General features: G+C 69.4%; 21 protein-coding genes. 7 read left to right on the top strand and 14 right to left on the bottom strand.

Translation table 11 applies throughout. From position 1 onward, the window contains the following. Positions 1-31 precede the first annotated feature (31 nt). Together cydD and ACFYXM_RS06055 are read left to right on the top strand one after the other, a co-directional pair. Entirely contained in the window at positions 32-3571 is a 3540-nt protein-coding gene (gene cydD, locus ACFYXM_RS06060) for a thiol reductant ABC exporter subunit CydD (RefSeq protein ID WP_389287296.1), read from the top strand. 324 nt (positions 3572-3895) lie between these two features. Continuing rightward, entirely contained in the window at positions 3896-5608 is a 1713-nt protein-coding gene (locus tag ACFYXM_RS06055) for a GAF domain-containing sensor histidine kinase (protein WP_389287294.1), read from the top strand. A gap of 212 nt (positions 5609-5820) precedes the next feature. Here ACFYXM_RS06055 and ACFYXM_RS06050 read toward each other — a convergent pair whose 3' ends face one another. The 3 genes from ACFYXM_RS06050 to ACFYXM_RS06040 form a co-directional block, all read right to left on the bottom strand. Beyond that, positions 5821-6648, bottom strand: a complete 828-nt coding sequence (locus ACFYXM_RS06050; protein ID WP_389287292.1) for an HAD hydrolase family protein — start codon at positions 6646-6648, stop codon at positions 5821-5823. Positions 6649-6960: 312 nt separating this feature from the next. Next, positions 6961-7194 carry a hypothetical protein gene (locus ACFYXM_RS06045; RefSeq protein ID WP_389287290.1) on the bottom strand — a complete coding sequence of 78 codons (234 nt, stop codon included), beginning with the start codon at positions 7192-7194 and terminating at the stop codon, positions 6961-6963. Further along, on the bottom strand, positions 7194-7409 hold the full coding sequence (locus tag ACFYXM_RS06040) for a hypothetical protein (protein WP_389287288.1): 216 nt from the start codon (positions 7407-7409) through the stop codon (positions 7194-7196). Before ACFYXM_RS06040 ends, ACFYXM_RS06045 begins: the two co-directional genes overlap by 1 nt. Before the next feature lie 148 nt (positions 7410-7557). Here ACFYXM_RS06040 and ACFYXM_RS06035 point away from each other — a divergent pair, with 148 nt between their 5' ends. After that, positions 7558-7812, top strand: a complete 255-nt coding sequence (locus ACFYXM_RS06035; RefSeq protein ID WP_389287286.1) for an LLM class flavin-dependent oxidoreductase — start codon at positions 7558-7560, stop codon at positions 7810-7812. A 63-nt stretch (positions 7813-7875) separates the two neighbouring features. Here ACFYXM_RS06035 and ACFYXM_RS06030 read toward each other — a convergent pair whose 3' ends face one another. Continuing rightward, positions 7876-9048, bottom strand: coding sequence for a serine/threonine-protein kinase (locus ACFYXM_RS06030; protein WP_389287284.1), 1173 nt, complete (start codon positions 9046-9048; stop codon positions 7876-7878). Positions 9049-9091: 43 nt separating this feature from the next. After that, positions 9092-10882: a hypothetical protein gene (locus ACFYXM_RS06025; RefSeq protein ID WP_389287282.1), complete on the bottom strand. Its 1791-nt coding sequence runs from the start codon at positions 10880-10882 to the stop codon at positions 9092-9094. A 140-nt stretch (positions 10883-11022) separates the two neighbouring features. On the opposite strand from ACFYXM_RS06025, the gene ACFYXM_RS06020 reads away from it, so the two are divergent. Beyond that, positions 11023-11808: an SAVMC3_10250 family protein gene (locus ACFYXM_RS06020; RefSeq protein WP_353962482.1), complete on the top strand. Its 786-nt coding sequence runs from the start codon at positions 11023-11025 to the stop codon at positions 11806-11808. Between the two features lie 89 nt (positions 11809-11897). Here the strand turns inward: ACFYXM_RS06020 and ACFYXM_RS06015 are convergent, their stop codons facing one another. From ACFYXM_RS06015 to ACFYXM_RS06005, 3 genes are all read right to left on the bottom strand, one after another. Further along, the gene (locus tag ACFYXM_RS06015; protein ID WP_389287279.1) at positions 11898-12800 is read right to left on the bottom strand and encodes an LLM class flavin-dependent oxidoreductase; all 903 of its coding nucleotides are present in this window, start codon (positions 12798-12800) and stop codon (positions 11898-11900) included. A 112-nt stretch (positions 12801-12912) separates the two neighbouring features. Continuing rightward, a complete protein-coding gene (locus tag ACFYXM_RS06010; RefSeq protein WP_389287277.1) occupies positions 12913-13392 on the bottom strand; it encodes an NUDIX domain-containing protein in 480 nt (159 codons plus the stop codon). A gap of 88 nt (positions 13393-13480) precedes the next feature. Continuing rightward, complete coding sequence (locus ACFYXM_RS06005) at positions 13481-14398, bottom strand: FkbM family methyltransferase (RefSeq protein WP_389287275.1); 918 nt, start codon at positions 14396-14398, stop codon at positions 13481-13483. 101 nt (positions 14399-14499) lie between these two features. Between ACFYXM_RS06005 and ACFYXM_RS06000 the strand changes: the two genes are divergently transcribed. Continuing rightward, positions 14500-15000: an AAA family ATPase gene (locus ACFYXM_RS06000; RefSeq protein ID WP_389287273.1), complete on the top strand. Its 501-nt coding sequence runs from the start codon at positions 14500-14502 to the stop codon at positions 14998-15000. Here ACFYXM_RS06000 and ACFYXM_RS05995 read toward each other — a convergent pair. The 4 genes from ACFYXM_RS05995 to ACFYXM_RS05980 are packed head-to-tail and all read right to left on the bottom strand — an operon-like array spanning position 14958 to position 18938. Then, positions 14958-15854: a glycosyltransferase family 2 protein gene (locus ACFYXM_RS05995; protein WP_389287271.1), complete on the bottom strand. Its 897-nt coding sequence runs from the start codon at positions 15852-15854 to the stop codon at positions 14958-14960. The genes ACFYXM_RS06000 and ACFYXM_RS05995 overlap by 43 nt on opposite strands. Continuing rightward, positions 15851-17086 carry a glycosyltransferase gene (locus ACFYXM_RS05990; protein ID WP_389287269.1) on the bottom strand — a complete coding sequence of 412 codons (1236 nt, stop codon included), beginning with the start codon at positions 17084-17086 and terminating at the stop codon, positions 15851-15853. Before ACFYXM_RS05990 ends, ACFYXM_RS05995 begins: the two co-directional genes overlap by 4 nt. Beyond that, entirely contained in the window at positions 17083-17787 is a 705-nt protein-coding gene (locus tag ACFYXM_RS05985) for a hypothetical protein (protein WP_389287267.1), read from the bottom strand. Before ACFYXM_RS05985 ends, ACFYXM_RS05990 begins: the two co-directional genes overlap by 4 nt. After that, positions 17784-18938: a glycosyltransferase family 1 protein gene (locus ACFYXM_RS05980; protein ID WP_389287265.1), complete on the bottom strand. Its 1155-nt coding sequence runs from the start codon at positions 18936-18938 to the stop codon at positions 17784-17786. The genes ACFYXM_RS05985 and ACFYXM_RS05980 overlap by 4 nt, the downstream gene beginning before the upstream one ends. A gap of 144 nt (positions 18939-19082) precedes the next feature. Between ACFYXM_RS05980 and ACFYXM_RS05975 the strand changes: the two genes are divergently transcribed. Together ACFYXM_RS05975 and ACFYXM_RS05970 are read left to right on the top strand one after the other, a co-directional pair. Next, on the top strand, positions 19083-20054 hold the full coding sequence (locus ACFYXM_RS05975; protein WP_389287263.1) for a multiprotein-bridging factor 1 family protein: 972 nt from the start codon (positions 19083-19085) through the stop codon (positions 20052-20054). Continuing rightward, the gene (locus ACFYXM_RS05970; protein ID WP_389287261.1) at positions 20051-20620 is read left to right on the top strand and encodes a peptide deformylase; all 570 of its coding nucleotides are present in this window, start codon (positions 20051-20053) and stop codon (positions 20618-20620) included. Before ACFYXM_RS05975 ends, ACFYXM_RS05970 begins: the two co-directional genes overlap by 4 nt. A gap of 153 nt (positions 20621-20773) precedes the next feature. Here ACFYXM_RS05970 and ACFYXM_RS05965 read toward each other — a convergent pair whose 3' ends face one another. Further along, positions 20774-22486, bottom strand: a complete 1713-nt coding sequence (locus ACFYXM_RS05965; protein WP_389287259.1) for a relaxase/mobilization nuclease domain-containing protein — start codon at positions 22484-22486, stop codon at positions 20774-20776. After that, the gene (locus ACFYXM_RS05960) at positions 22483-22899 is read right to left on the bottom strand and encodes a MobC family plasmid mobilization relaxosome protein (protein WP_389287257.1); all 417 of its coding nucleotides are present in this window, start codon (positions 22897-22899) and stop codon (positions 22483-22485) included. Before ACFYXM_RS05960 ends, ACFYXM_RS05965 begins: the two co-directional genes overlap by 4 nt. Between the last annotated feature and the right edge of the window lie 294 nt (positions 22900-23193).

The raw sequence follows: 23193 nt of genomic DNA, 5'->3' as shown, positions 1-23193 counted from the left end.
CACCGACCGAGCTTTATGGGGGCTGTTTCACGTGAAACCGATCGACCCGCGTCTGCTCCGCCACGCCCGAGCCACCCGCTTCTTCCTGGTGGCCGTGGTGGCACTCGGTACGGTCGGGGCGGTGCTGGTCGTCGCCCAGGCCATGCTCATCGCCGACATCGTGGTGGGCGGGTTCGAGGACGGGCTGACCGTCTCCGGGCTGCGGACCCCGCTGATCCTGCTCGCAGCGGTAGCGCTCGGCCGGGCCCTGGTCTCCTGGCTGACCGAACTGGCCGCGTACCGCGCCAGCGCGGCGGTCAAGTCCGAACTGCGCGGCCGGCTGCTGGCGCGTGCCACGGAGCTCGGGCCCGGCTGGCTGAGCGGTCAGCGCTCCGGCTCCCTGGTGACGCTCGCCACCCGTGGTGTCGACGCGCTCGACGACTACTTCGCGCGCTATCTGCCGCAGCTCGGACTCGCGGTGGTCGTTCCGGTGGCCGTCCTGGCGAGAGTCGTCACCGAGGACTGGGTGTCGGCGGCGATCATCGTGGTGACGCTTCCGCTCATCCCGCTCTTCATGATCCTGATCGGCTGGGCCACTCAGGCGCATATGGACCGTCAGTGGCGGCTGCTGTCCCGGCTCTCCGGGCACTTCCTCGACGTGGTCGCCGGGCTGCCGACGCTGAAGGTCTTCGGCCGGGCCAAGGCGCAGGCCGAGTCCATCCGGGCCATCACATCGCAGTACCGGCAGGCCACGCTGCGGACCCTGCGGATCGCGTTCCTGTCGTCCTTCGCCCTGGAACTGCTGGCGACCCTGTCGGTGGCCCTGGTCGCCGTCACCATCGGCATGCGGCTCGTGCACGGCGGACTCGATCTCTACACCGGCCTGGTGGTGCTGATCCTGGCCCCGGAGGCGTATCTGCCGATCCGCCAGGTCGGAGCGCAGTACCACGCCGCCGCCGAGGGGCTCTCGGCCGCGGAGGAGATCTTCGCGGTCCTGGAGACCGAACCCCGCAAGGGCGGCACGGCGGACGTCCCGGAGCCGCTGCGGCTGGAGCTGGAGGGCGTGACCGTACGGCACGAGGGCCGCGCCGCGCCCTCCCTGGACCGGGCCTCCCTGGTGGTGGAGGAGGGGGAGACCGTCGCCCTGACCGGCCCGAGCGGCGTCGGGAAGTCCACTCTCCTCAATGTGGTGCTGGGCTTCACCGCGCCCGACGAGGGGCGGGTACGGGTCGGCGACGCCGACCTGGCGACGCTGGACCTGGAGCGCTGGCGCGAACAGATCGCCTGGGTTCCGCAGCGCCCGTATCTGTTCGCGGGCACGATCGCGGAGAATGTGCGGCTGGCCCGGCCGGACGCGGACGACACGGCGGTCATGGCGGCACTGCGGGACGCAGGGGCGTACGACTTCGTCGCCCGGCTCCCGGACGGAGAGCTGACGGTTCTCGGCGAGGACGGCGCGGGGCTGTCCGCCGGCCAGCGCCAGCGGCTCGCGCTCGCCCGTGCCTTCCTCGCCGACCGCCCGCTGCTGCTGCTCGACGAGCCGACCGCGAGCCTGGACGGCGAGACCGAGGCGGGGATCGTCGAGGCGGTACGCAGGCTCGCGGTGGGGCGGACCGTGCTGCTGGTCGTGCACCGGCCCGCGCTGCTCGCGGTGGCCGACCGGGTGGTGGCCCTCGAACCGGCTGCGGATTCCGGCCCGGCGGAGGCCCGGAAGACGGGGTCCGGAGAGGCGGCCCCGGTGCCCCGGCAGTCGGCGGCGCGCGACGAGGGAGCCGACGAGGCGGCGGAGACTGAGGAGTCGCGGCACCCCGGAGGCCGCACCGGACACGTCCTCGCCCGGGTCCGGAAGGCGGCGGGGGCGCGGCGCGGACAACTCGCGCTCGCGCTGCTGCTGGGCAGCCTCGCCCTGGGCTCGTCCGTCGGGCTCATGGCCGTCTCCGGCTGGCTGATCTCCCGTGCCTCCGAACAGCCCCCGGTGCTCTATCTGATGGTCGCCGTGACCGCGACCCGTGCCTTCGGTATCGGCAGGGCCGTCTTCCGCTACGCCGAGCGCCTGGTGTCGCACGACGCGGTACTCAGGATGCTGGCGGAACTGCGCGTGGCGGTCTACCGGGGTCTGGAGCGGATCGCACCCGCGGGGCTGCGCCGGACCCGCCGCGGAGACCTGCTCTCCCGGCTGGTCGCCGACGTCGACGCCCTCCAGGACTACTGGCTGCGCTGGCTGCTGCCCGCGGGGACGGCGGTACTCGTGGGAGCGGCCACCGTGGGATTCGTCGGCCTGCTGCTCCCCGCGGCCGGCGCCGTGCTGGCCGTCGGGCTGCTGCTGGCGGGGGCGGGGGTGCCGTGGATCAGTGGCGCCTGTTCCCTTCAGGCGGAACGCCGGCTGGCCCCCGCCCGCGCCGACCTGGCGACCCGGGTCACCGATCTCCTCGGCGGGACCGCTGAGCTGACCGTCGCGGGCGCACTGCCCGCCCGGGCGGAGCGGGCCCGGGAGGCCGACGGGGTGCTGACCCGGATCTCGGCCCGTGCGGCGGCCGCCACGGCACTCGGCGGCGGCCTCACCGCCCTGATCGGTGGTCTGACCGTCGTCGCCACCGCGCTGGTCGCCCTGCCCGCCGTGCGGGACGGGCGGCTCGCGGGCGTGGAACTCGCGGTCGTCGTGCTCACGCCGCTGGCCGCCTTCGAGGCGGTGACCGGACTGCCGCTGGCCGTGCAGTTCCGGCAGCGGGTCGAGCGGAGCGCGGAGCGGGTGTACGAGGTGCTGGACGCCCCGCTGCCCGTACACGAACCGGAGAGTCCGGCACAGGCCCCCGACTCGCCCTTCCCACTGGAGGTACGGGGGCTGTCGGCCCGTTACCCGGGGGCGGAACGGGACGCCCTGGACGCCGTGGACCTGACGCTGACGGCGGGCCGGCGCATCGCTGTCGTAGGACTGTCCGGCTCGGGGAAGACGACCCTGGCGCAGGTCCTGCTCCGCTTCCTGGACGCCCGCGCGGGCACGTACCGGATCGGTGGTGTCGACGCCTGTGCGCTGGAGGGGGACACGGTCCGGACGTTCGTCGGCCTGTGCGCCCAGGACGCACACGTCTTCGACAGTTCCATCCGGGAGAACCTGCGGCTGGCCCGTCCCGGGGCGACGGACGGGGAGCTGCGGGCCGCGCTCGGACAGGCGCGGCTGCTCGACTGGGCCGAGGCGCTGCCCGAAGGACTCGACACCCTCGTCGGCGAGCACGGCGCACGCCTCTCGGGCGGTCAGCGGCAGCGGCTCGCGCTCGCCCGTGCCGTTCTCGCCGACTTCCCCGTACTCGTCCTGGACGAGCCCGCCGAACACCTCGACCTGGCGACCGCGGACGCCCTGACCGAGGACCTGCTGGACGCGACCCGGGGACGTACGACGGTGCTGATCACCCACCGGCTGCGGGGGCTCGAAGCCGTCGACGAGGTGTTGGTGCTGGACGCGGGCCGGATCGTGCAGGCCGGTTCGTACGCCGATCTCGCCGCCGAGGAGGGGCCGTTGCGGCGGATGCTGGAGCGCGAGAACGAGAGTGAGGGCACGGGGCCGGTGCGGGCCGTTGCGGGCGTTCCGGCGTGAGCGCGCACGCGTCGCCCGCCCAGACGCAGCTCGCCGGGTACGGCAATGGCGTTCCCGGGTGAGCGCGCACGCGCCGGTCCGTGCGCGAGCGGGGGAGCCGCCGGATGCGGGCGGGGCGCGGGCCGCGGGGCGGGGAGCCGGGTGGGCGGGTGCGGTACGGGAGACGGGCCGCGTGGTGCGAGGAGGTGGGCGGGTGCGGTGCGGAGGGACGGGCCGCGTGGTGCGAGGAAGCGTGTGCGGTACGGGGAGACAGGCGCGCGGGTGCCGACCAGGCAGGAAAATCGCCGAGTTTCCTCCCCAATCGGTACTAACTAGTCTCGGGGTATGCCAGAGCAGGACCCGAAGGACCCACACGAAGCCGCGGACGAGGCCGAGGCGCCCCGCGGCCTGCGGGGCCCGTCCGCCGAACTCGCCGCCCGCGTACCGGAACTGCTGGAAGCCATGCGCTTCGTCGGCACAGGCCTGGAGCTGCATTCCACCCTCGACCGGATCTGCGAGACGGCGGCCGAAATCGCCCGCTGCCGCTACGCGGCCATCGGTGTCGTCGACGAGGAGGGCACGGGGCTCGCCGATTTCGTCACCCACGGCGTCCCCGACGAGGTGGCCCATGCGATCGGACGCCGTCCCGACGGGCACCGGGGGCTGCTGGCGGCGCTGATCCACGACCCGGCTCCGCTGCGGCTCGCCGATCTGACGGCCGATCCGAGGTTCGCCGGGTTCCCGCCCTGCCACCCTCCGATACGGACCTTTCTCGGAGTCCCGATCCGGGTGCGGGGCGAGGTCTTCGGCAACCTCTACCTGGCCGAGAAGGAGAACGGGGGCGAGTTCGGCGACGACGACCTGCACCTGGTGCGGGTGCTCGCCGCGGAGGCCGGAATCGCCATCGGCAACGCCCGGCTGTACGAGGCCGCCCGCCAGCGCGAACGGTGGATCGACGGTTCGGTGGCCGTGACCACCGCCCTGCTCTCCGGCGGCGACGCCGACGAGGCGCTCTCCGTCGTCGCCGAACAGGCCAGGCACCTCGCCGCGTCCGCGGCCGGGATCGTGCTGCTGCCGGCCGCGGAGGGCGGGCTGGAGATCGTCGCCGTCTCCGCGGACGACCTCGCCGTGCCCCTGGGGGCGATCATCGGGCCGGAGAGCCCGGTGGCGGCGAAGCTGCTGGCCGGCGAGGCGGTCTTCGTGGACGACTTGGCCACCGATCCCCGAGCGACCACCGGGCTCGCCGACCTCTTCGGTCCCGGCATGCTGCTGCCCCTGCACAGCGGCGGCCGGGTACTGGGGGCACTCGCCACCCCCCGCGCCCGCGGTGCACGACCGTTCACACGGACCGAACGGACCCTCGCCACGCAGTTCGCCTCGCAGGCCGCGCTCGCGCTGATGATGGCGGAGACCCAGCGGGACCGGGAACGGCTCGCGGTGTACGAGGACCGTGACCGGATCGCCCGTGATCTGCACGACCTGGTCATCCAGCGGCTGTTCGCCACCGGGATGACCCTGGAGAACGCCCAGCGCTCGTCGGCCGTGCCCGAGGTGCGGACCGGCGTCGGCCGGGCGGTCGACGAACTGGACGTGACCATCCAGGAGATCCGCACCGCGATCTTCGCGTTGCAGCAGGAACCGGCGGAGGCGCCGTCCGGGCTGCGCACCCGCGTCCTGCGCGAGATCAACATGGCGGCGGTGCCGTTGGGCTTCAAGCCCGCGCACCGCTTCGTCGGTCCGGTCGACTCGCTGGTCGGCGAACTGACCGGGAAGAACCTGATCGCCGCGTTGCGCGAGGCGCTGTCCAACGCCTTTCGGCACGCCGGGGCCTCGGCGATCGACGTGGTCGTCGACGCGACCGCCACGCTGCCCGACGGGAAGGACGCGGTGTGCCTGTCGGTCGCCGACGACGGGGTGGGCATCCCCGAGGGCGGACGGCGCAGCGGGCTGCGGAACCTGGCCCGCCGGGCGGAGTCGCTCGGCGGCGCGAGCCGGTTCGGCCCCGGCATCGGGGAGGACGGGGGCGGGACGACGGTGGTGTGGGAGGCCCCGATCTGAGCGAGGCCGTGGGCGGCCACCGACCCTGGGGCCGGACCGCCGGGGCCGTGAGGAACGGCGGGCACAGGGCCGGACCGCCGGGGCCCGTGGCGGTCACGGGATTCGGGCCGGACCGCCGGGTCCATGGGTGGTCGCGGGCGTGGGAACGGGACGGCCGGGGCCGTGTTCCGGCAGCGCACTGTCGCGTGAGGTCAGTGCGCCGTGCCGGAGGGTCACAGCCTGGCGAGGATCCGCTCGATGACGATCGCGACGCCGTCCTCGCCGTTGGTGGCGGTGCGGCCGGTGGCGGCGGCGAGCGCGGCGGGGTGGGCGTTGCCCATCGCGTACGACCTGCCCGCCCAGCGAAGCATCTCCACGTCGTTGGGCATGTCGCCGAAGGCGACGACCTCGGCGGGCGAGATGCCGCGCTCGGCACAGCACAGGGCCAGGGTGCTCGCCTTCGACACCCCCGGCCCGCTGGCCTCCAGCAGGGCCGTGGGGCTGGACCGGGTGAAGACGGCCCGGTCCCCGGCCGCGGCGCGGGCGAGAGCGAGGAACTCGTCCGGGGCCAGTTCCGCGTGATGGGCGAGGAGCTTCAGCACGGGGGCACCGGCGTCCGGCGCCTCCTCGCGAAGCAGCTTCTCGGCGACGGCGACGGTGGCGCCCGGGTCCAGGTGGAGCGGCGGGTAGGCCGGCTCGTAGTGGATGCCGGTGGTCATCTCGACGGCGAAGGAGGTGCCGGGAGCGGCGGCACGCAGGGTGTGCACGGCGTCGAGGGCGATGTCGCGCCCCAGCGGGCGGACCTTGACCAGCTTGCCGTTCGCGTGCAGATCGGCGACGGCGGCGCCGTTCGCGCAGATCGCCAGCCCGTGGCCGTGCACGTGGTCGCTGACGACGTCCATCCAGCGGGCCGGGCGTCCGGTGACGAAGAAGACCTCGATCCCGGCCTCCTCGGCGGCGGCGAGCGCGGCGACCGTGCGCTCCGAGACGGTCTTGTCGTCACGCAGCAGGGTGCCGTCGAGGTCCGTGGCGATCAGCCGGGGGACGGCAGGCGAAGGCATGTCGATAGCTGAGGTCACCCGCCCATTCTCGCGTACGGAGGTGCACGGCCGTGCGCAGGGGCGCACATATGAGGATGCGCACCCCTGACCGGGGAACCTGCTTGAGGCATATGCCAATCGCTGCCCGGGCAGGCGAGCCGCCTGCCCGGGAGCGAGAGCCGGACATGTCCGGGACGGACGTGGGCTCGACGGCATGAGCCTGCGCCTGAGCACCGTGATCCTTCAGCGATATCCGTTTGTGCCGCCGCGGCCCAGACATCGGCAGCACCCCTGGTCGACGAGGGACCGGACTGAGGCCGTGACTGAGGCCGGTCAACTCACGCTCATGCCACGGTCCGGCCACTGACCGCGCTCCTCGCGCATCGCGTTGATCTTCCGGGACGCCTTGAGGAACGAGTAGTCCGTCCGGCCGTCGTCGGCCGACGACGTGCGGGATTCCTTGTCCATGGTCAGGTGTCGCGAAAAGCTGTCCGGATCGTCCCCGAACTCGTAGCGGACCAGCTCTGCTTCCTCGGAGATCTTCCGGAAGTAGACGAGTGCGGCCACTACCACTCACCCTCAAAGTCTTCCCGCTTGTCCAGCGGCAACAGCACCACGCGGCTGCGGGAGTCTGCCAACCGCTCCAGTACCGCCTCCCGCGACTGCTCCACGGGATCGACCTCTGCTGGAAGCGCACGCGCAACCGGCGGCGCCGTCGGCGTTGAAGCCGCCCGTTCGGCAGCCTCGGCCTTCAGCTGAGCCCACTCCTCCTCAAACCCCACCCAGAACCTCCGTCGGCTCGCTGGTCAGCTCCAGGCTGCCGGCCTGTCACCCCTGGCTGTTCGAGCCGAAAGCACATCAGGCTCCGGCCAGGACGAGAACCTGCAGCAAGACGTCGGCCGGCCGCTGGGCGGACGTAGGCTCGACTGCATGAGCCTGCGCCTGAGCACCGTGATCCTTCCCGTCGACCGCTGGCACCAGGGTGGCCGCGCCACGTGGCAGCGCGCCGAGGAACTCGGCTTCCACGCCGCGTACACCTATGACCACCTGTCCTGGCGGTCCTTCCGGGACGGTCCGTGGTTCGGCGCGGTGCCCACCCTCACCGCCGCCGCGACGGCCACCGAGCGGCTCCGCCTCGGCACGCTCGTCACCTCAGTCAAGCCTTTTTCACCTATCGCAGCCTGACCTGCAACGGCACGTACGGCAGCAGTTTTGAGTGAGGCCGCTCTGCCGACACGCGCAAGCTGGTCACTTTGCGCCCGACCTTGTGATCCACCGTGCGACACCTTCGAAGGCGTTGAGTGCCTGAATGTCATAGAGACCGAAGAAGTTCTGACAATCACGGCCAAGACGGTTGTATAGAGCTGCGGCCCCTCGTGCATCGCCCGATTGGCCGGTGAGCTCAGCGTGCTCTGTGCGCGCCTCGATCACTGCCTGATGGTCTGGACCGAACCGGAGCTCCAATTCGAAGATGCGGCGATCCAACGCCCGGATTCCCTCCGAATGGCGAGCACCGTTGTCCACCGCGCCAGACAGGGTTGCGCGTCCGCCCGCATCAACCAGGTCCTCAATACCCAGAGAGCCCTGGACATCCCTCATCACCTCCGCAACCGCTCCGGCGCTTCGCGGTCGATGCGCCGGGTCCTTGGCCAGGAGGATCCGGACAATGGAGTCGAGCTGGTCGGGAACGCCGGGGCGATGGGCGCTCGGCGGTGCCGGCGCGTCATCCTGGTGCATTCTGCCCACGGTCATCGGGTCGTCCCGAGGGGTGCCGAAGGGTGGGCGCCCAGTCAGCATCTCGTACAGGACGCAGCCCACTGAGTACAGGTCACTGCGCGCGCTGCCCGGCTTACCGTTCCACCGCTCTGGTGCCTTGTACAGCGGGGTGCCCACGCCCGTATGAGACTGAGTGACATCGGCGAAAGACGCCAACCCGAAATCCACGATCTTCACCTCGCCCTGGTTTGTAATCATGATGTTGTCGGGCTTGATGTCGTGGTGGAAAACCTTGCACGAGTGCGCGGCGTCGAGGCCCTCGCAGATTTCGCGTGTCCATCGCACGGTTCGCTCAAGTGTGAGGGTGGGCCCCGTCTTCAAGTGATTGGTGAGCGACTTGCCTCGGACGTACTCCATGACGATGTAGAGCTCGCCGTCATGTTCGCCAGTGTCATAGATGTGCGCGACGTGAGGATGGTTGACCCGTGCCATCGCAAAACTCTCGCGCTCAAACCTCTTAACCATCCAATCGGTGAACTCTGTGAGGGCTCCCTGCTGGCGGAGGCGTCGCCGGGCAAGGAACTTCAGAGCGACTGTCCGGCCCAGCTTTGTGTCCTCGGCTGTCCATACGTCGCCCATGGCACCACTGACAGGCCCATCATCCGTCGCCTTGAAACGGCCGCCAATCAGTTTGGAGGTGTCCATCTGGCCCCTTTTCCGTTCCTGGTTGACTCGGGTTACCCTGCGATCAGTTCTGTTTGAATTGCCCTCCCCATTGAACGAGGGAAGTCAGTTTCCCCATTCCCTCATGCCAGTCCTCGAAAAAATCCTCAGACTGGCGTAGTGCCTTGCTCAGCGTCCTAACAGCATCATTTCGCAACCGGTTTCCCTGATCGCGTACGTGCTTCTTGCGGAGCGGAACGCTCCATATCTCCCAGATCATCCACGTGAACATACCGAACGTGAGTAGGAGATATATCCACCGTGACATGCCGTCGACAAACGGCACTACGAGCACCCCGGTGAGAATGCCGATCACAAGGGCAAGAATCACGCGGGGCCATCTGCGCACCACGGCGTCCGACTGAACCTGGGTCTCTTGCTCGATGTGCGTGGCGAGCTCTTCGACAAGCGGTCCCGGCTCCACCACAATTCGCGGGTCCGTCGCGACGGTGCAGGACCAACCTGCGACCCTCAACGTGATGTGATAAGGAAGGCCCTGTCGGGAGAGTGCGACAAATCGCTGCGCGGCGCTTTCCAGCGCAGGCCAAATGGCATGTAAGGCCATGCGGCGGGCCGGCTGGCCGAGCCGCACTTCGTCCGGCTCGAAAATGGCTTGGTCAAGGAGCGTCATGAGCGAGACTGGGGTGGCGTCAGGCGTGAGTGAAACCTCGTGTGCTCGATCGGCTGCCTTTAGGTCTCCCCCATGCTCGATCACGCGCTCAAGTCGCCGCATCTTTTCGCGCATTTCCGCTTCATCTGGTTCAAGTTGATCGATGAGGCGTTCCAGGGCGCTCTCCACGTGGCGGCCGGTGCCGACCGATGCGATCCCTTCGGCTCCGTCCGGGAACATACGTCTGAGATAGGCCAAGGTCTCACCAGACACGGTCGCGAGCTCCCAACCGACCCGGAGCGATTCCCACTGGTCTCCACATGTCTCGCGTAGATCTGTATACCGTTTCTCGGCGATGCGGCTACGTAGGCTTAACATTCGGGACGTCAGGGAAGTACCATCGTGCGCATTGATCGTTTTGTGCGTGTCGACCGAGTAGCCGGAGCTGTCTGGATTCCACCCGGCCATGGTCTGCTGAGCGTACCCAAGTGCCTTTTCACCCAGCTCCCTGCTCGCAATCGCGTCCAGAACGACAAGGAAGTCTTGCCCTAGTTCGTCTGGGTCGAGCGACTGGAGATAGAGGTCGATCCATGCGCCAGCTTTGGCCTCATCTCCGAGGCGAGAATATGTCAACGAAAGAAAGAGGTTCGCCTTGGCGGCATCCAAGATCAAGGCATGTGACTGAGCACGCTCCGCCTGCTCTTCCTCGTCACGGAAATTGGCCGCGACTGCCAAGGTGGCAGGCGCAAGCCAGTAGGTTGGTTCGAGAAGCAACCGTTCTTCAGAGCAGGCGCGCACAGTGGCTGTGTTCACCATGTTTCTGTACACCGCCTGCGCGGTGAGGGTGTGCACCAGGCCACGAGCCAGGGCACGGGTCTGTTTGCGCTGGGCGAAGTTGGCGTGCCACTCGGTTGTCAGGCGAGACAGTTCGGCCTGAGCCTTGGAAACTTCCCTGTCGCGTCCATATTGCTCGATGAAGGTGTCGAGAGTCTGGCGTGTGTCGGTGACCGCGCTCTCCAGCCCCGCGATCTCTTGCCTCACATTGGTGACCTCGCCGCTGAGCCTCACGACGTCCGCTCGCACGCCACGCAGCCCATCCCGGAATCCGTCCAGCGTCTCCTCGTGACGCCCTTGCCCCTTCTCTACTCCTTCGATTCGTTCGCCGAGTTGGTGCAGTGCCGAATCCGGCTCAAGTCGATCTTCCATGACGTCCCCCGAGGTCATCGCCGCGTGCAGTGACTGACGACCCATTGTCGACGCCGTCGGAGCATGCGGTCGGCAAATGGCTTGTTTTGCACCATTCTTGAGCTGTTTCGGCCACTGTCGGTGGGGGGTGTCAGTATGTCGTGTCACGTGACCAGCCGATCGGACAGGAGCGCCCCTTGCGTGAGATCGTTTACTTGTCAGAAAGCAAGCTGCGACAGTTCCTGCCTGAGCCGAGACGTGTCCCACGTACTGGTGCTCTCCGCTTGACCACTCCGCTTGGCGGCATCGACATGGACGCGCCAGCGGCAGATGTGGAACAGGGGCAGTTGCGGCATCTGCGTGACGTGCACAAGCATGTTGAGCTCGTGGCTGGTTGGTATGCGTCGCCCGACTTGCGACCTGGTCAGTGGGTGCAGTTCGAGGTACCCCTTCGTTGCGTAACGCTCAGCGGAGCTCACCAAGATCTCGTACTGTTTGTGGACTCCGCAGGCGGAAGAGGAACAGACCCTGTTGCTGACGGCCTCTGCCGTTTACTCATGCATGGGTCGGTCCGTCATCTGAGGAGCTGGACCCCGATGTCGGTGGACGGACCCGCGCTGGAGGCGGAGAGCTCAGTCTCTAGCCTGGGGGCTGCATTCGTCACCAGAGTCGGCCAGGTCGTAGATGTGCTCACCAGCCATCGGGATCCGTTGCCAGCAGAGCAGACGTCATCCCGGACGGAGATGCGATTGCATGGCCGCGGTGTGCAGGAGCTGCTCGACGCGCTGGATGATGAGGACGACAACATCGACGTGTCCGCGATGATGACTGGGTACGCCCGTGTCACGGGAATTCTTCCCAGCACCAGTGCCACACCTCGGTGTGTTGTGGCGAGTCCCCTTGTGGTGGAGTACGCGACGTCCGACTCGGAGTGGGCTCCTGCGTGACTCGGCGGCAGCTTGTTTGGCAGACGGCCCAACTACGATCTGAGCCATGTGACTGCTGGATCTTTGGTTCGGCCCCTTCAGTGCGTCCATTAGCTGAGTTGCTTTAGCACCTGGGTGGCGATGCGCTCGAAGACGGCCAGGTCCGCTGCGAAGTCAGAGTCGGGGATGGGCCAGTGGACCACGATTTCGGTGAACCCGAGGTCGCGGTGTCGGCCGGCGAAGTCGACGAAGGCGTCTACGGACTCCAGCGGCCGGTTCCGGTCGGGGGTGAAGCCGTGGAGAAGGATCTTGTCGAGGTCGGCCACGTCCCGGTCGGCCTCGGCGCACGCCTTGCCGAGCCTCTCGATCTGTCCGCGCAGCGCCTCCACAGACTGCTCCGGGGTGCCTGTCTCGTACAGCTTCGGGTCACCCGTCGTCACCCACGCCTGCCCATGTCGCGCGGCGAGTTTCAGGCCGCGTGGGCCGGTCGCCGCCACTGCGAACGGCAGTCGGGGCCGCTGTACGCAGCCGGGGAGGTTGCGGGCCTCCTCGGCCGAGTAGAAGTCGCCCTTCTGCGAGACCGCGCCCTCGGTGAGCAGGCAGTCGAGCAGCGGCACGAACTCGCCGAACCGGTCCGCCCGCTCCTTCGGTGTCCACGCCTCCTGGCCGAGCGCGGTGGCGTCGAAGCCGTTGCCGCCGGCGCCGATGCCGAGGATGACGCGTCCGCCGGAGATGTCGTCGAGCGAGATCAGTTCCTTGGCGAGCGTCACTGGGTGCCTGAAGTTTGGCGACGTAACCAAGGTGCCCAGGCGCAAGCGGTCCGTAGTCGTGGCGGCGGCGGTGAGGGTGGGCAGGGCGCCGAACCACGGGCCGTCACGGAAGCTGCGCCAGGAGAGATGGTCGTAGGTGTACGCGGCGTGGAAGCCGAGTTCCTCGGCGCGCTGCCACTTGGCGCGGCCTCCCTCGTGCCAGCGGTCGACAGGAAGGATTACGGTGCTCAGGCGCAGGCTCATGCCGGTGAGCCTACGTCGAGCGCGTTCCTGGTCGCGGCTCGACGTAGGCGAGTCCCCTCTGATCAGGCGCGGTGCCGTGCGGCCCCCGGGCTGCCCAAAACAGCGAGACGACTCACTTCGTGATGGTGGCCGGCCATCCGTAACGGGAGAAGGACGGGCCACCATTCCTGTACGCAGCAAGGGCTTGTGCGGCCGTCGGAAACACGGGCTCGGGGAGGCGTTCGGCCGCGAGCCACTGGACTGCGAGGTGTTTGTCCGGTTCGGCGTTGGTCAGTTCACCAGTCCATGTGTCGGTGGCGAAGGCGAAGAGCACGAACTGCCCAGACCGGTCCCAGCCCTGCTCGACGTGAACGACGTGGACGAGTGAAAGGTCGGCCGGGTCGACGAGAAGGCCCGTCTCCTCCTTGAGTTCGCGGGCGGCGGCTTCGTCGAGGGGTTCGCCGGGTTCGGCCTTGCCGCCGGGAAGGGTCCAGACCGGTTGCGGGGACCAGCTACGGGCCCCGTAGAGCAGGGATGCGACCGTGTCGGTGTTCTTGTCGTGGACGATCACGCAGACCGCATTGCGGCTGTTCATCACACTGTTGTTGCTCACCGTGTCCGCTCCTTGTCGACGTGCTTCGGATTCTTCGGGGTCGTGCGGGCATCCGGGGTGCCGGTTCCCTCTTGGAGCGCGGGCCCCTTCAACGCCCAGACGCGAGGTGGTCCGCATCGGTGCGCGAGAACACCAGGTCGGTCATCTCCTCGGGGGCCGTGGTGCATCGAACGGGCGGCTGCGGGTGCCGCATGGTCCTGGGATAGGTGGTCGGGTCGTAGTCATTGGTGAGCGTGTACGCATGGAAGCCGTTCTCGCGCAGGATGTCGATGATTCCGGTGGCACTCTCGCCCTGCTTCGCCAAGAGCCGAGGGGTGACCTCCACGACAAGTTCCGCGTCGTCCGGCAAGTGCGCGAGCGCCGGTAGCAGTCCGCGGACGGCTGCTGCTTCGGCGCCTTCGACGTCGATCTTGATGATCCGAGTGGTAGCGAAATGGGCGTTACTGATGAGGCCGGCCAAGGGCGCGGTCGGTACGTCGAAGGTCATGTGGGCGTGGCGGGGCCGTACGGCGGTGGTGTGGCCGAGGTTGGTTGGGTCCTCCAAGTACAGGGTCTGCCTGCCGTGAGTGTCGGAGACCGCCGATCGGATCGACTGGATGTTGGTGCGGCGGTTGGCAGTGATCGTGGCGGTCAGGTCGTCGTGGAACCGCGGGGAGGGTTCTACGGCGATGACGTGGCCGTGGGGGCCGACGGCGTGGGAGGCAAGGAGGCTGAAGGCGCCTCGGTGAGCTCCGATGTCGATGAAGGTGTCTCCGGGGCGGAGCCGGTCACGGAGGAAGGTGCTCAGGTTCGGCTCCCACTCGCCGAAGAGGTACTGATAGCGCTGGATGACGTCGCTGGTGGTGACGCCGATCTTGTCGCCGGACCGCAGCCTGACGGTGGTGTGGACGGGGTGGGTTCGCAGGTGCTCTTCGAGGAAGCGGCCGACGAGCCGGGCCTTGCCCACCGTTCCGGGGGCGTAGCGGACGTATGCCCGCAGGGCGCGGGCGAGTGCGGAGGCGGACACGGGCGGCTCCTTCGGGTGGTGGTGAGGAGGAACGGGGCCCTGGGCCGGCCAACGGTGGCAGACTGCCCAAGGGACGCTGGTGGTGTTGAAGGGAGTTGGCGGTGACCGAGCGCACTCCGGTGGTATTCCTGCTGGTGGGGCTCACCGGCTCGGGGAAGACCACTTATGCCCAGCGGAAGTTGGAGCCGGAGGGTGCTGTGCGGCTGTCGGTGGACGAGGTCGTCCATGAACGGCACGGTCGGTACGGCGTCGACTACCCGGAGAACACCTACTTCGAGAAGGAGGCTCCGGTCGTCGCCGAGCTGCACGAGCGGCTCGCCGAGCTGGTCGCCGAGGGCCGGGACGTGGTGTGGGACCACGGGCTGTGGCCGCGTAAGGACCGCGACGCGATGAAGGATCTGGTGGAGGCGGCCGGCGGCCGGTGGCGGCTGCTGTACTTCCCGGTGGAGCGCGACGAGCTGCTGCGCAGGCTGGCGGAGCGTAATGAGCGGGAAGACGCCAACGCGCTGGTCGTGACCCCGGAGGCCCTGGACGACTTCTTTGCTCGCTTCGAGAAGCCTCAGGATGAGGGCGAGGAGATCGTGGAGCTGGGCTGGCTCTGAGCCGTGTGCGGGCGCCAGACGGCTGTGATCTTGGCGGCTTCGACGGCCCAGCCCCTCGGCAGCCGATCAAGCGTGACGTGACGGAAGGCCAGACGCGGGTCGGCGACATCGATCCGGCCGTTGTGGCGGTCGATGTGCTGCAACAGGCGGGACGCCTCGCTGCGGACGGCCGGGGTGTGCTCGGCCCACTCGCCGGACGTGAACCGGTCGACCCGTCGGCGCAGGTCGTCCAGGACGCCCGAGCGCCACTTGAAGTGGTGCACGCATGCGAGCGTGTCCGGGTCTGGCTTGTGGCCCGGTGCCCGGTGGTTGCCGGACGCAACGGCTACCGAGGAGTGGGCAAGGACGATCTTTCGGGGGTCGCCCTTGAGGAGCCGGTGGGTGAGGTGCCCGCCGAGCGGGAAGGACCGGTCCAGTCCGGTTTCCGGGCGCCAGAGGGCCAGGCGGCCGTCGTTCGTGGCGCGGTCGAGCATCAGCCCGCCGGTCACCTTGTGCTTGGCGGACTCGGCCCGGGCGATCATCTCGGTGAGCGGGGCGGGGTAGGTCTGGAACTCGTCGGAGTCGGCGATCAGGTGCCAGCCGGAGCCCGCCTGCTCGCGCAGGAAGTCGCGGAGCTGGGTGTTGGTGTGCTCGTGCCAGGGTCCGGTGCTGATCCGGGCAGGGACGATGCCGAGGTCGTGGCTGGCCGCGGTGAGCTGGTGCCGCCAGGCGTCGTGGATGTGGTCGGGGAAGTGGAAAGCGAGGTGGAACCGCTCGATGCCGAGCCGGCGGTAGTGGGCGGTCCAGGCGGCCAGCAGGGCCGGTTCGACCGGGCCCACCACCGCGACCAGGGCTGGAGAGACGGGCGTCTTCATCTGCATTCCTTGGTCAGGCGGGTGTAGGTGTCGGTGAGGAAGGCGGCCTGGTCGGCCGCCGAGTTCATGTCCAGAGCCCCGCACGCTGACGGGCCCGGGCGGGCGGGAGCATCTGCCGTGAGCTGGTCCAGCGCGTTGGCGAGGGCGTCCGGATCACCGGCCGGGAAGAGCCGGGTCCAGGGTTCCCCGGCGAGGCGGGCGGTCAGCTCGGGGTCGTGCGCGGAAACGATCAGAGGGACGCCGAGGCGGACGGCGTCCATGACCAGTCCTGATTCCTTGCCCACGCCGGACTTCCGGGCGACGAGGGCCGCGTCGGCAGCGGCGTACACGAGCCGCAGGACCTGGTCGCCGACCGGGCCGGGCACGGTGTGCAGGTGGACGTTGGGGAGCTGGTGCCAGCGTGTGAGGATGGCGTCGTCCAGTGGGGTGCCGCACACCAGGACGTGAAGCGGGGCGGTGAGGCGGGCGAGGGCCGTATCGACGGTGGGGATGTCCTTGTATGGCCACCAGCCGCCGACCACGCACACTGCCTTCGTGTCTGCGGGGATCGTGAAGGCGCTGCGGGCTCCGCCGCGCTCGGAGTCGGTCAGCGGGCGTCCGTCATCAACCGCGAACGCCCGCACCTCGCCGGGAAGGTGAGGGAAGTGCGGTCCGACCTGGTCACGGACGGCGGCGGTCGGGTACAGCGCGATCACCCGCTTCTCGCCTTTGCGGGCGAGCCGGCTCAGCCACCGGACGGGACGGTCTTCGGTGGTGACCGCCTCGTGGACGAACCGCAGGTGCGGGGCGCCGCCGAGCAGGGCGGCGGCACCGTGCAGGGCCTCGCTCGCGCTGAGGATCACCACTGACGAGGCTCGCGGGGCAAGGCGGCGTGCGGTGCGAAGGCAGGCGGCCTCGGTCAGGCACCGGGCGAGAAGGGTGACCTGGTGCGGGCACCTGCGGACCGTCTGCGGCCAGCTCCGGGAGGCGAAGACCCGCTGACCGGCGGCAGCGACGCGGGCTACCGCCCGCGCGACGGCCAGAAGGATCCTCGCTGCCGGTCCGGCCGGACCGGCAGCGACTCGGGCGCCCGACCGAACCAGCGGGGCCAGGTCCTCGCTCAGTCCGCCGGGGGCGATGACGAGGCTGCCCGGCCGTACGGCGGCGAGCGCCGCCAGCGTGCGCTGGTGGTGTCCGCCGCCCCGGTGTGCGTACGGCTCGATCAGCACCAGCGGCCCGGGAGCGGTGTTCATCCGGTGACCGCCTGCTCGCCGTACAGCGTGGTGAAGTGCTGGTGCAGCCAGGGCGGGTCGTTGAGAGCCTCGAAGCGCTGAGCATCTCGGGCAGCAGCCTTGGCGAAGCCGAGTCCGTCACGGGCGCCGGCCGCCGCATAGGCGGCGAATTCGCCGTCGCGGCTGGCCGTCCAGGCGGCGATGCGTTCCTGGGCGGAGGCGTCGGTCATGCCGTACTCGCTGCCGCGCGCGAGCATCGCACACTCTCGGAAGCCTGCCTTCCACGCGTGGAACGAGCTCTGATTGAACCGCGTGACCCCGGCGGTCCGGTGGCAGAACTCGACGCGGCCGGGCAGTGCGGCCAGCACGTCGACGGCTTGGCCCATCTCCCTGAGCGCCGAGCGGCGGATCAGTTTGAGGCCGCCGTAGCCGTAGGTCAGGCCGTTGACCGGGTTGACCGCCTGCCAGACCCGCATCGCCACACCGTCGGCCAGAGGCTGGACCGCTGCGGTGGAGAACTCGGGGTCGATGGCGAAGTCACCATCGGCGAGGAAGAACTGCTCGGTGTCTACCAGCTCGGCGGTGAGTCGGTAGGCGCGTCGCATCCCGCGGACTCCGTGCAGGCGCTTGACGGTGCCGCCCAGTACCCGGGTGAGGCGGGTGTGCAGAGAGCCGGCCAGCGGCTCGTCGTACGAGAGCTGCACTGCCTCGAAGCCGGTCACTTGATCGCCTCCAGGTAACGGGCTGCCACCACGGCGGGCGTGAGGTCGGCGGTGGAGGCGTACGCGCGCTTGGCATGCACCAGGTAGAACTCGGCGTCGGTGGCGAGGCGCTCGGCGATCTGGACGGCCTGCTCGTCGGTGTCGAACAGCAGCTCGTGGTCGATGTGCTCTGCCAGCCAGCCGGTGCGTGGGCCGATCACCGGTAGGCCCATTGCCTGGCAGTCGATCACCGACATGGACCAGGGGCAGCCCGGGCGGAAGGGGGCGATGCCGAAGTGGGCGCCGGCCAGCAGGTTGCGGTAGCGGATGCGGTCGCCGCGGTCGGAGGCGATGGTGACGCCGTCCGTGGTCGCCAGCTCCTCCAGGTGCCGTTCGGGGCTGGGGTCGAGGCGGATTCGCTCGGGGCTGCGGGTGCCGAACAGGTCCATCACGGTGAGCCGCACCGGGGCATCGGCGACGAGACGCCGGGCGAGCTGGGTGAAGCGGGCGGTGCCGTAGTGCCTGTACAGGCGGTGGTTGTAGATGCCGGTGGCCCTGCCTGCGGGCGGGGTGATGTCGGCCGGGTCGCGTACCAGCCGTACGTCCCTGGGGGCGGGGACGACGTACAGCTTGTCACCGAGTTCGACGCCGGTACGGGCGGCGGCTGCGGTGGTCCAGGAGGCGGCGGTGGAGGAGTGGACGAGGACGCGGTCGCAGGCCCCGAGGCCGGCGACGAAGGCCAGCAACACGCTGCGGCCCAGGCCCCGGTCGTTCATCGCGGGGTCCAGCTCCAGGACGCCTGTGTCGGTGAAGGAGAACGGCAGGTAGTGGCAGTAGCCGACGATCAGCGCGTCCACCCCGGCTTCCAGGAGCGCGGCCCGGATCGCGGGGGCAGCCTCGATCTGGTTGGCCACCACCACCTCGGGCCGCCGGTCGCGGAACAGGGTGACCAGGGCGTCCATACCGGGATCGAAGCGGGCCCGGTACTTGGTGGACGGCGGGGTGGTGGGCGCGAAGTGCACGCGGGTGTCGCCGACCGGGACCGGTGAGGCCACGGTCACCTCGGCCCCGGCGTCCCTCAGAGCCGGGGCGAGCATGTCGGCGAAGGTGTAGCCGGAGTCAGCGGACAGCTGACTGGAGTTGGAGACGTTGAGCAGATACAGCACGCGCATCGCTGGGGATCCTCCTCGTTGAGGCCCGGGGGTCGACCTGGGCCGGTAGAGGAAGGAAACTGGCGACCGGGACCGTGACAGAATGGTGAATCGAGATCACTCACGGTTCATTCATCTCATCCAGCATCCAAGGCGGGGGCTTTGATGGACGCGCGGGACGACGCCCTGACTGTCGAGCAGGCCGCCGAAGCGTTCGCGGCGGATGTCGCCTACTGGCGCGAGGTACGCGGGCTGGCCAAGCGGGAGTTAGCCAGAAGGATGGGCTTCGACCCGTCCTACGTAAGCCACGTCGAGTCGGGTCGGCACAAGCCGACCGAGGACTTCGCCCGTCGTGCGGAGGAGGCTCTGAACGCGGGCAAGGCCATCTGGAAGCGCTGGCTGGACTACGAGACGGCCAAGGCTCCCGTGGCACAGACGACGGCCGTACCCGCCCCCCGCAGAGCCGAGCAGCCGTACGCGACCGGCTCGGCGATCGTCGTCGAGCACGACGCGGCCCGCCTCGACTACGACGGGCGCCTCTACCGGCTTACGATGCGCCGACTGCTGCGGAACACCGGCAGTGAGCCGATCACCCGCTACCTGATCCGCATCAGCGTCGACCGCTACCCGGGCGAGCCCGAACGGTCCAACACCCACTACCGCGAGCACCCGCTGACCTGGGACGAGCTCGCCCTGACCGCGACCTGCCGCGGTGAGGCGATGCGCTGGCAGGCCAAGCACGACCGCGATGCCTTCAAGGAGGTGTGGCTGCTGTTCGAGAACGAGCAGGGCCGCTTCCCTCTGTACCCGGGCGAGTCGGTGTGGATCGAGTACGCCTACTCGGTGGGTGAAGAGAAGTGGGGCCGCTGGTTCCAGCGCGCGGTCCGTCTGCCCACCGAGCACCTGGCAGTCGAACTTGCCTTCCCCGCCAGGCTCGACCCCGCTGTGTGGGGCACCGAGACCTCCATGACCGCCGAGGCCGCGCCGCTGCGAACAGCCCCGGTCCAGCGCGAGGAGCACGGGATGCGGGTCTTCTCCTGGAGCACGTCCACACCCGCACTCCACGCCCGGTACCGTCTGGAATGGCGGTTTCGGACGCGACCCGAACGTGAAGCGAACCAAGGGGAGTTCAGGTGATCCAGGTGCGGCCCAGCGAGCAGATGCGCGGCCTCGGCGTCGTGCAGAACGGCGCCCCCGTCCTCGCCGAGCCTCCCCGCGCCTTCGACCTGCCGGCCGAGCGCGAGGCAGCCGAGCAGGTCATCGAGCAGCTGTTCTCCGCTATGGAGCGGATCGGGCAGGTCCACCCCTTCGCCAAGGGCATGGGCATCGCCGCCCCGCAGATCGCGATCGGCCGGGCCGCCGCCGTGGTCCAGCCTCCTGACCCCGGCACCCCGGCGATCGTTCTGCTGAACCCCCGAATCACCGACCGTTCCAGCGATGAGGACGAGCAGTACGAGGGCTGCCTGTCGTTCTTCGATGTCCGCGGCCTGGTCCCCCGGCCGCTACGGATCACCGTGGACACAACGACGTTGGAGGGCCAGCTGGTGACCACCACCTACGAACGCGGGCTCGCCCGGCTGGTCCACCACGAGATCGACCACCTCGACGGCCTGCTCTACACCGCGCGGATGCGGACGGGCGTCGCCCCCATCCCCGTCGAGGAGTACCGCCAGACCGGCCGGGCGTGGGCCTACGAGCAGTAGCAACCGAGCTGGCTGCAGGGGCTGCTGACCAAGGCTTGCAGCTCGTTTCACCTATCCGTCGCCGCTGCGGTAGCTGATCACCTCAGGGGTCGGCTCTCTGAGTACGGATCCGAGAGCCGCCCGCTGTTCAAGAGCAAGACGGTCAAGTGGCTGTCAGCGCTGTCGGTGGCGTTGATCGGCTCGGGTAGTGGGCGCCGTGGTGGGCTGGGGGTTTCGGGCTCGGGGGCTGCTGGGCATTGGCGCCATGGTGGTGCGGCGGCGGGCGGCTTCGGCGCGGGGGTTGGGGGCGGGGTTGCGGCTGGTGTGCTGGATGCGGGTGATGAGCACGCGGGCGGGTTGGCGGGCGGTGGTGAGTTCGCGCTGGGCGGCGGCCTCTTTGAGGAGTTGGTGGGGTTTGTGGCCGCCGGTCTCGGCATCGGCCAGGACGGTGGCGAGGGCTGGCCAGGTGGGGTCGGCGAGGATGCGGTCGGCGTGGTCGGGGATGGCGGTGCGGATGTCGTGGGCGAGGGTTCGGTGGGCCTGGTTGCTCAGCTGTCGGGCTGTGAGGCTGTCCACGACAGGAGCGAGGGCGTGATCGGCGGCGGTCTTCAGGTGGTGGAGGCTCTGTCGGGCGGCTTGGGTCTGGTGGGCGTGGTTCTTCACCTCGTGCCAGCGGGCGGCGACGATCGTGGCCCAGACGAGAGCAGTGAGCAGTGCGGCCAGGGCGCTTCCGTCGGGGCCGGTGGCGGTGTAGGCGATGTCACGGGCCGCTGTGCGCAGGGTGTGGGCGGCCTGGTTCTCCGCGCGGATCTGGGAGCGCTGAGCGCGGGCGAACGCTCGCGAGGCTGCTCGTAGTTCGGCTTGGAGGTTGGCGGGGGCTTTCTGTGCGGTGGCTTCGATGAGTTCGCCGAGCGCAGTGATCTGGGCCTGGGCGTGGGTGTCGTCGGCCATGCCGGCATGGAAGGTGTCGAGGGCGTCGGTGGCCTGGTGCCAGGGTGTGATCGGGCGGTTGCGGCGGGCGGTGGGGTGTTCCTCTGGCGCGGTGGTTTCGAGGTGGGCCTTGAGTTTGGGGAGGGTGAGGTCGGGGGCGATCTTTCCGCCGGGGTGGAAGATCTGTTCGCCATCCTTGTTGCGGTCGCCGGGGCGGCCGACGGCGTAGCCGAGGAGGTCTCCGGACGGTCCGCGGCGGGGTTTGACCGCGATGCCGTCCGCTTCGAGGTAGGCGAGGAGTTCCTCTGCGCTGCTCGCGTGGGGGATGGCGGCGCGGATGCGGTCCTGGAGCCATGCGCGGCTGGTTTGCTCCCAGCCGAGGCGTTCGGCCTTGTGCATCTCGGCCTGGTTGGGCCGATGTCCGGCGGTGCGGTCGCCCTTCTTCAGCCGGCGTAGGCCGTAGTCCTTTTCGATCTGTCGGCAGGCGTCGCCGACGCGGATGCCGCTGTCGTGGAGCCCCGGGCGGCGGCCGTCTTCGCGGACGGTGGTGGCGAGGATGTGGATGTGGTCGTCCGCGTGGCGAACGGCGATCCAGCGACAGCCCAGGTCGTCCCTCGGAGGGGCGATACCCGCGGCTTCCACGATCCGTTGGGCGATCTCCGCCCACTCGGCGTCGGAGAGGTAGCGGTCCTCCGGTGCGGCGCGGACCGGGCAGTGCCAGACGTGGTCTGTGATCTTCTTTCCGAACTCGCTGTTCCGTAGCCGTACGGGTGCGTCAAGGTGGTGGGCGAGCTGGGTGAGGGTGGCGTCCGGGGCGCGGCCGGGGTCGGGCATGCCGAGCATGGCGAAGCCGGCGACGATGTGCGGGTCGGTGTGCTCGTCGTGCCGGCCGGGACCGTAGAGGTAGGCGAGCAGGCCACGGGTGTTGGACCCGGCCGGCTTGATGGCGGCGATCACGCGACCTGGTCCTTCCTGGGGTCTGCCGGTTCGCGCAGGGCCTCGGCGATCAGCTCCAGCAGACGGTGCAGCTCATCGAGCCGTTGGCGGATGTCGGGCGGGGTGAGGTCGCTGTTGAGGGCACGGGCGATCTGGTTGACGTTGACGCCGATGCGGTTGAGCTCGCGCAGCACCTGGGCGCGGAACATGTGGGTACGGCGGCGGTCCTCGGACAGCGGCAGGTTCGCGGTGAACCGACCGGATACGAAGGCGAGAACGATGTCGGCGGCGAAGCCGGACTCGCCCTTGTAGCCATGCTCGGCGGCGGCCTCCTGAAGGCTGGCGTGCTCGTCACCGGTGAACCGCAGAGGGCCCACGCGCAGGGTTCGCTTGGTGCCGGTGAAACGGCGGATCGCCGGCTGGACGCTCTGCACCGCTCGCTCCCCGGCAGCCGGTAGGGCAGCGGGTGCGGGGCGGAGTATCTGGTGCTGGGCGGCGTGGAGTGTGTCCGGCTCGGAGCTGCCCTCGGCCCCGAGACCCTGGTCCGGCGCCCCCTGGCGCTGGGCCGTCTCCGCCACCCCCGGGGCGGAGTCCCCCGAAGACCAGCCTTGAGTCGGACTCGGGGTGCTACTGGCTCCGCCAGGGGCAGCCCGTCCGAACGCCTGCCGCAAACGCTGCTTCAACGTAGGCGACTTCACCAGCGGTGGCAGCATGTCGTGGTTGTCATC

Source organism: Streptomyces sp. NPDC002476 (genome assembly GCF_042889785.1).
GTDB lineage: Bacteria > Actinomycetota > Actinomycetes > Streptomycetales > Streptomycetaceae > Streptomyces.
This window is presented reverse-complemented; position numbering and strand designations above follow the sequence as displayed.